Source organism: Schlesneria sp. (assembly GCF_036405755.1).
Classification (GTDB): Bacteria; Planctomycetota; Planctomycetia; order Planctomycetales; family Planctomycetaceae; genus Schlesneria; species Schlesneria sphaerica.
The window spans coordinates 1-6,956 of sequence record NZ_DASWWZ010000103.1 but is presented as its reverse complement, the minus strand read 5'-3'; the positions used below and the strand labels follow the sequence as shown (position 1 = coordinate 6,956).

The window sequence follows — 6,956 nt, the reverse complement described above, 5'->3', positions numbered from 1 at the left end:
AAGAAAAGCGTCGCCATGAACCGCAGAAGATGTGGCTGGGATGATAACGTGATGCTCAAAACACTAATGGGAATCAAGAGCTAGTACGCGCTGGCCCTGACGCAAAGGGCCAAGCGGCTCGATGTTATCTACGGCCCCGATACATCCCCCGGAACGCTTAAATTTCTTCAGGAAAGTCTTGCGAAGAAATGGGGAAACCGAGTTCGATTCATCCCTCACGAGTAACTATATGTCATCTTGGCAATACGCATTCCTGTTTCCGCAATCACCGAGTCAACTTCATCCAGCCGACGCCGTGAATCACCTTACTGAATTTGGTGCCGAGTTTGACAACTCGATTCGAATTTGTGTTCCGGTCGACGATGATGGTCACGTTCTGGATGTTGGTGAGGAAATTTCGTTGAACGAGCCGTTCGAACGTGACCTTATCAGGCATCTGGAGATCGGAAAGTCCTTCTCGATTCAATTACGAAGTGCCGATTTGGTGATCTCTGCGGAGTTTCTTCTGGATGCTCCGAATCCGCATATATCACTCGGTTGGTCACGGCGATTGCTTGAGGAGTCAACGCCGATGATACAACGTGATTTCTGGAAGGCACTTCGCTCATTCGCTAGGGATTGCAATGCAGGATACGTTGTCATCGTTGACGATGCACCGGATCATTTTGAAGATCATTTCATAGATATTGACGGCAAACGGATGTTTGACCTGCATGTTAATCATCGCTATGGGTTGGGATTAAGGGAGGTGTGGCTGCAATCATGTGTCACGTCTACACTACCGGAAGGTGTAACGTACCGTGATTCGGAACAACTTGGAGAAGGATTTGAACGCCATTTCATCGTTATATAATCGTCCCTCCGCTGGCGATTCTTGGTGTTCTCCCGTGCGTGAGCTGCTGGGACTGCTTCGCGTCAGAAAAGCAACCGGGTCATCGCCATCACGGAACAGTGTCGACCATCTTGCCTGCCAACGGAACCGCCAAGAATTGTTCGTTTCTTCCTCTCAGCCGGTCGGCTGAAGCAATAGCACCGTGCAACTGCGGTGTAAGCGCACGGTGAAGTGCATCTTGAGCCATGCTTTAGTCTGAGTGGGTTTTGTTACCCATTCGGATTGGAGATGGCGAGATGTCGCAGGTTGGTTCACGGATTCGGGAGAAGGAGTCGTACTGGCGTTCCCATTGGGTGAAACACGGCCACAGGGACACTGCATGTTCGCCGTAAGTAGCAGGCATTCATGAACGGCCGTGCAGCTTTTCGTAGAGATTGTCGGTCACACAGATCGCGATGGATTTCTGTCGAGTTTACACCAAGGTTTGTTGTCACATTGCTGGCTCGGGTGGAGTTCCGTCCGTGTCAAGAAGAAGTCCACGTCTCCGGGTGTAGTCCATGGCATGCGGAGGCCAAGGCTGATCCCTATTGGCTTTCTCGCATTCCTGACCCAGCAAGGATAGAAAAACTGGCACACACAGCGTTGTGCTGATATATTTATCCACATGAGCGTCGAACACCATCCCGAAGAATCCCACCTGGTCTCGGCGGCGCTGGACCACTTCCGCGCCCACGGCGGGGTGCTCCGCACACGCGATGCTCTGGAGGCCGGTATTCATCCCCGGACTCTGTACGCTCTCCGTGATTCCGGTCGGATCGAACTGCTCAGTCGGGGGCTGTACCGACTGGCGGATGCTCCGTCGCTTGGCAATCCTGACCTGGTCACCGTCGCTCTCAAGATTCCCAACGGTGTGCTCTGTTTGATCTCGGCGCTCGCTTGGCATGAACTCACCACCCAGATCCCCCACGAAATCTGTGTCGCCATTCCCCGAGGGGCAGAACCACCACGGCTGTCCTATCCGCCCGTGAGGCATTTCTGGTTCAGCGGTACAGCCTATTCGGAAGGGATCGAAACGCACTTGGTCGACGGAGTCCCCGTTCGCGTCTACAGCCGCGAGAAGACACTGGCGGACTGCTTCAAGTACCGGAATCGAATCGGCCTCGACACCGTGCTGGAAGCCCTCAAGACCTACCGCCACCAGGATCGCGTCAATGTCGAGTCGCTCCTTCATTACGCGGAAATCTGTCGCGTGAATCGCGTCATCCGGCCCTATCTGGAGGCCGTAATGTGACCGAGCGGCCAGGTCGTTCTAAAGGCCGCGACGAAGTCACTTTCACTTGAATCGTGAATCCGGCATAAAGGCTGTTGGGGATCCCGTTTCGTCTGTGTGGTGAAGAGCCTTCTGGAATCGAGACTGAACGTGAATCGGACGTCTATTTTTCGTGTTGGTTTGGTCGGCACAATACTGGCGGCGAGTCTGGTGGCTGTCACGGCACTGGGGCTGGTCGTTACCGGGATCGATCCTTCCGAGATTTCGTTGACGGGACCGAACACCGAGGAGACTCTTGAGCGGCAGGTGATTGATTTTTGTGGTGCCTGTCACGTCGTTCCCCGTCCTGACGCTCTTCCCCGAAGTTCATGGGGGGAAGAAATTGAAAAGGCGTTCGAACGGTATCGAGTTTCAGGTCGATTGGATCTCAAGGTTCCCAGTCAATCACGAGTTACAAAGTATTTCTTGCAGCGGGCGGTTGAGATGTTGCCCATCCCTAATGCTCCTGATGCCCCCCCCAGCCCGGTTCTGTTTCGCCCAGACGTTCAGCGGTTGCCGAATCAATATGGTTCCACAGCCGTTTCGTTCCTGGATGCCATCCACGTCAGCCCTGGTGTTGATTCTCAATTGGATCTGCTGCTGTGTGATATGGGCAACGGAAGCGTGAATCGCTTTTCCTGGCAGGACGACGTGATGTCCAGTTCAGAATTGGGCCGCGTCAAGCATCCTGCGCACGTGGTCCCTTGTGACTTTGATCGCGATGGAAATCAGGATTTTCTGATTGCCGACCTCGGGATGCTCAAACCGACGGATGAGCTGCTGGGGTCGGTCACGCTGCTGCGATCGTCAGACTCAGGCCGTCCTTTCGAAGCCATCTCGATCCTCGATCACGTCGCACGCGTTGCGGATGCTCAACTTGCGGATCTGGATGGGGACGGTGACCTTGATTTTGTCGTCGCGGAATTCGGATTTGAGAAAGTTGGGCGGTTGATCTGGTTGGAAACTTTGTCAATGACTCGCGGTCGACCGGAAACGAAGCTGCATCTGATTGATGCGCGACATGGCGCGATCCGAGCTACTCCCGTCGATCTGGACGGTGATGGTGATCAGGATCTCGTGGCGATGTTCGGTCAGGAGCACGAAGCGATCATCGCGTATCTCAACGACGGGGCGGGCCGTTTCGAGCCGAGGACACTCTACCAGGCTGACAGTCCTTCCTCTGGAAGCACTGGTTTAGAACTGGCGGATCTCGACGGCGATCTCGATCTGGATGTGCTCTTCACGAATGGTGATACGCTCGACACGATGCAGATCAAACCTTATCACGGCGTCAACTGGCTGGAAAACCTGGGTGACGGGCAGTTCGCGTATCACAGACTGGCCGAACTTCCCGGTGCAGTGCGAGCAATCCCGGGAGATCTCGACGGTGACGGCAGGATGGATATCGTCGCCGTCGCATTCTGTCCCCCGTTTCTTCGTTATCAGGTGCGACCTCAAGCACTCGATACGGTCATCTGGTTGAAACAGATTCGACCGGGCGAATATCAACGGTATTCGTTAGAGCGTTCCAACGCAGGACCATATCCGGTCGCAGCCGGTTCCATGTCAATTACCGCTGGTGACTTCGATCACGACGGCGATCTGGATTTCACGATCGGTCAGTTCAATCCGTATGAGACCCCGTCTCTTCGAAGTGCCGATTCCCCACGCAAGTGGTTTACGGTCTACTGGAACGAAAGGGTGCCAGAACAGGCGGACAGTGAGATCAGTCAAACGTCAGATTGACGTGAAGTCTCATCTGTTTTTATTGCTCATGGCGGGGAACCCACCCGGGCTTCCCTTCGATCACGATCCATTCCCCTGCGGCCGGGACGTCATCAAAGGTGGATCGCAAACCCGATGGCCAGATGATCTCTATTTTTTTCAATCGATCCGCATCACCGACACAGATCTCCATCACTCGTTCATTGCTCGACTCATATCCGTCACCCGCGGTCAGCTGCCAGCTTCTGATCATGCCGGAAGCGAGGATCGCATTGAGCTTCGTTCCAATCGCATCTCGACTGCTTTGTGTCCCGACAAATTTCAGGCGGAGTGAACGATAGGGGGATTCAGACCGATTCACACCCAGCAGCACGGGCCCCTGCAGATCCGTTGCAATGAAGTCGGTTCGGCCGTCACGATTCCAGTCGAGTGATGCCATTCCGCGTCCCAGCCGTGGGACGTCAAACAGGGATCCGGCCGTTCCGGCGGTCAGTTCTGTGAATCGGCCGCCCGGTTCGCCACGGAAGATCTGAGGCTTCATCTGAAACTCTTCGCCTTTGAACTCGTCGATATGCCCATTCATGACGATGAGGTCAAAGTCGCCATCCTGGTCAGCATCCAGAAACTGAGTGCCGAATCCCAGCGGTTCGAAGCTGGCCTGACGCAGGCCAGCCGCCTGTGTAGCATCTCGATAAAAGCCGTCCTGATTCGATAAATAAAGTGTATTTGCTTCTTTGGCGAAATTGGTGACCAGGAGATCAAGCTGGCGATCTCGGTTGATATCCGCGCACGCGATTCCCATGCACGCTTGCGAGAGTCCGTGTTCGTCCAGCGCAAGGTTTCTCAGAAAAGCCTCCTCAACGAATCGGAGTGATTGGTCGCGGGAGGTCGTCTGGTTGATCAGCAGATGGTTTGCAGTCATGTCGTTTGCGACAAAAACGTCGAGCCGTTGATCATCGTTGAAGTCGGCAACGACGATCCCCATCCCCATTCCCTCCGAGAGATCGAGGCCCGCTTCCGCCTGCTGCTCGCTAAACCGGCCGTCACCCCGATTCAAAATGACGGTGTCCGGAGCTGGCTTGAAATGTGTCGGACGACAGACTCGCTGTTCGCCATGCTGATCCAGACAGGTTCTGGTCAGGATATCCGGTCCCTGAACATAGTTGGCATCAAACAGTTCTGGAAAGCCGTCTCCGTCGAGATCAGCGATGGCACAACTGACTGTCCAGAACTGCTGTGTCAGACCAGCGCTCTGTGTCACGTCAGAAAATGTTCCATCACCATTATTGTGGAGCAGTCGGTTACGACCGAAGTTGGCGACGTACAGATCCGGAAAGCCATCGTTGTCGAAGTCGCCTGCAGCAACTCCCTGCGAATAAGACGTTTCGCTGATGTTGGCAGCGAATGTCACGTCTTCAAATTGCATGGAGGGAAGATTGCGGTAGAGCGTGTCAGATGGTCCATCGGGTGTACCGTTGGGAGAACTGCTTCCCTGAGGGAAATACAGATCGGGCCTGCCATCCAGATCAAAATCCAGGACGGCGACACCGGCCCCCATGGTTTCCAGAATGTTGCGGCTGCCCCCAGGCTGACACGAGTTGACAAACTGAAAAGCTAACCCCGCCTGCTTGGCCTGATCGTCAAATCGAATTCGAGTCACGCTTGAACTCCGATCAGTGGGCAGGGGAGAGCGTTCGCGTTGTTGCTGAGACAGGTCAGGCAGTTCGAACTTCGTCCAATTGAACTCACTCCCGGGAAGAGTGTCTGGTCTGGTGCGCGGGAGTGCGGGAGAGAGTTGAGGCTTGATTCGTGCTTGAGCGGCCGCCACGCGAGCGTTTGGGGATTTGAATGTCAGTTCGTAAATTGCACAGAAGCTCCACGCTTCCCATAACCGCCCTGTTGCGTCCAGTTCTTCGATCATCTCGAGCATCGCCTCTTCGCTTCGAGACTCATTCAAACGTCCATTCAGATCAATGATCTTCTGAAGCCGCTTTGCTCGTTCCGTGAATGCCGTACCGAGTTCGACGTGCTGATGTGACTTTAAGAGTTGTCCTAACAGGGTCGTCGTAGAAAGCTGTTCGGGTTCTCGCAGCAGCGATTCATGCAGACATCGAATGGCGGAACTGATTTCGCCCTTTTCCGATAACCACTTTCCTCGAGCCGACCAGATGCGCGAATCGTCTTGAACCTGAGAAGGCAATTTCGAGTGCCAGGAAATGAATTTTTCGGGTCGGTAATGTGCGTAAAGTTCCGCCAGAACTCCCTGAGCTTCGAAGTTATCGGGATGCGTGCTCGTCACGTCCAGCAGGATTTTTTCTGCGCTCTCAATGTGACTTTGATCTAATTCGTCGAGTGCAACCGCCAGATGCGGCGACTTGCATTTGGAATCGGCGTGCAATATTGCTTCCAGACGCTCACGATCTTTAATTCGGGGCATCTGGGCTGTCAGCAGCATTAAGTCCCCTCGCGTATAAGCGTCGCGTTTCAGCAGTTCGATGATGCAGCGGGCGGTCTCACGCGGGTAGCCCGTCACCGCCGCGATTTGCTCTTGATACAGCAGCGCCTGCGGCTGTTCGACGTCCAGGCTTTCGGAGAGTCGAAATGCAGCGGCGGCCGGACAGACATAATTCTTCTGCATCCAGCGATTACCCAGCCGCATGGCCAGCCGTCCTCCTTCGGCAGGGCGTAGGCGAGAGTACTGGGTCAAAGCAACCAGGGACTCGTCATACTGACCCTTCTGGTCGGTTGCTTCTGCCAGGAGATACCAGGCCGATGCGAGTTCTGGTGATCTCTCGATTGCACGTCTGGCTTGCTGGATGGCAAGATCGAACTGATGCTCAGCGAAATGGGCTCGGCCTTGTTCTACGATCTGATCCTCGGATTCGTCGCCCGACAGCATGAAGGCAAGTCCGACCGCGCCGATCACAACTGCGGTTATGGTCCCAACTACCAGTGATCCGCCGCGACCCTTCGCTCTCTTTGCGTCGGTCGGTACTGTCTGATCATTGAGCGGCACCATTGACAGCAGTCCTTGTCAAATGCAGAGATCGCCGTGAGCAAGCTCGCGGCGATCTCCGGGTTATTCACATT

Annotated in this window: 4 protein-coding genes; 3 read left to right on the top strand and 1 reads right to left on the bottom strand. The window is 54.7% G+C overall.

Annotated features, from left to right (window positions below; all coding sequences use genetic code 11):
- Positions 1 to 229: 229 nt before the first annotated feature.
- The 3 genes from VGE80_RS03570 to VGE80_RS03560 all read left to right on the top strand — a co-directional run bounded on the left by VGE80_RS03570 (position 230) and on the right by VGE80_RS03560 (position 3,887).
- Complete coding sequence (locus tag VGE80_RS03570; RefSeq protein WP_440591703.1) at positions 230 to 853, top strand: hypothetical protein; 624 nt, start codon at positions 230 to 232, stop codon at positions 851 to 853.
- Between the two features lie 643 nt (positions 854 to 1,496).
- A complete protein-coding gene (locus tag VGE80_RS03565) occupies positions 1,497 to 2,123 on the top strand; it encodes a type IV toxin-antitoxin system AbiEi family antitoxin domain-containing protein (protein ID WP_440591702.1) in 627 nt (208 codons plus the stop codon).
- Positions 2,124 to 2,252: 129 nt separating this feature from the next.
- Positions 2,253 to 3,887 (top strand): FG-GAP repeat domain-containing protein, encoded by a 1,635-nt coding sequence (locus VGE80_RS03560; RefSeq protein WP_440591701.1) that lies wholly within the window; start codon positions 2,253 to 2,255, stop codon positions 3,885 to 3,887.
- Between the two features lie 19 nt (positions 3,888 to 3,906).
- On the opposite strand, the gene VGE80_RS03555 is transcribed toward VGE80_RS03560, so the two are convergent.
- Complete coding sequence (locus VGE80_RS03555; RefSeq protein ID WP_440591700.1) at positions 3,907 to 6,885, bottom strand: FG-GAP-like repeat-containing protein; 2,979 nt, start codon at positions 6,883 to 6,885, stop codon at positions 3,907 to 3,909.
- Positions 6,886 to 6,956 lie beyond the last annotated feature (71 nt).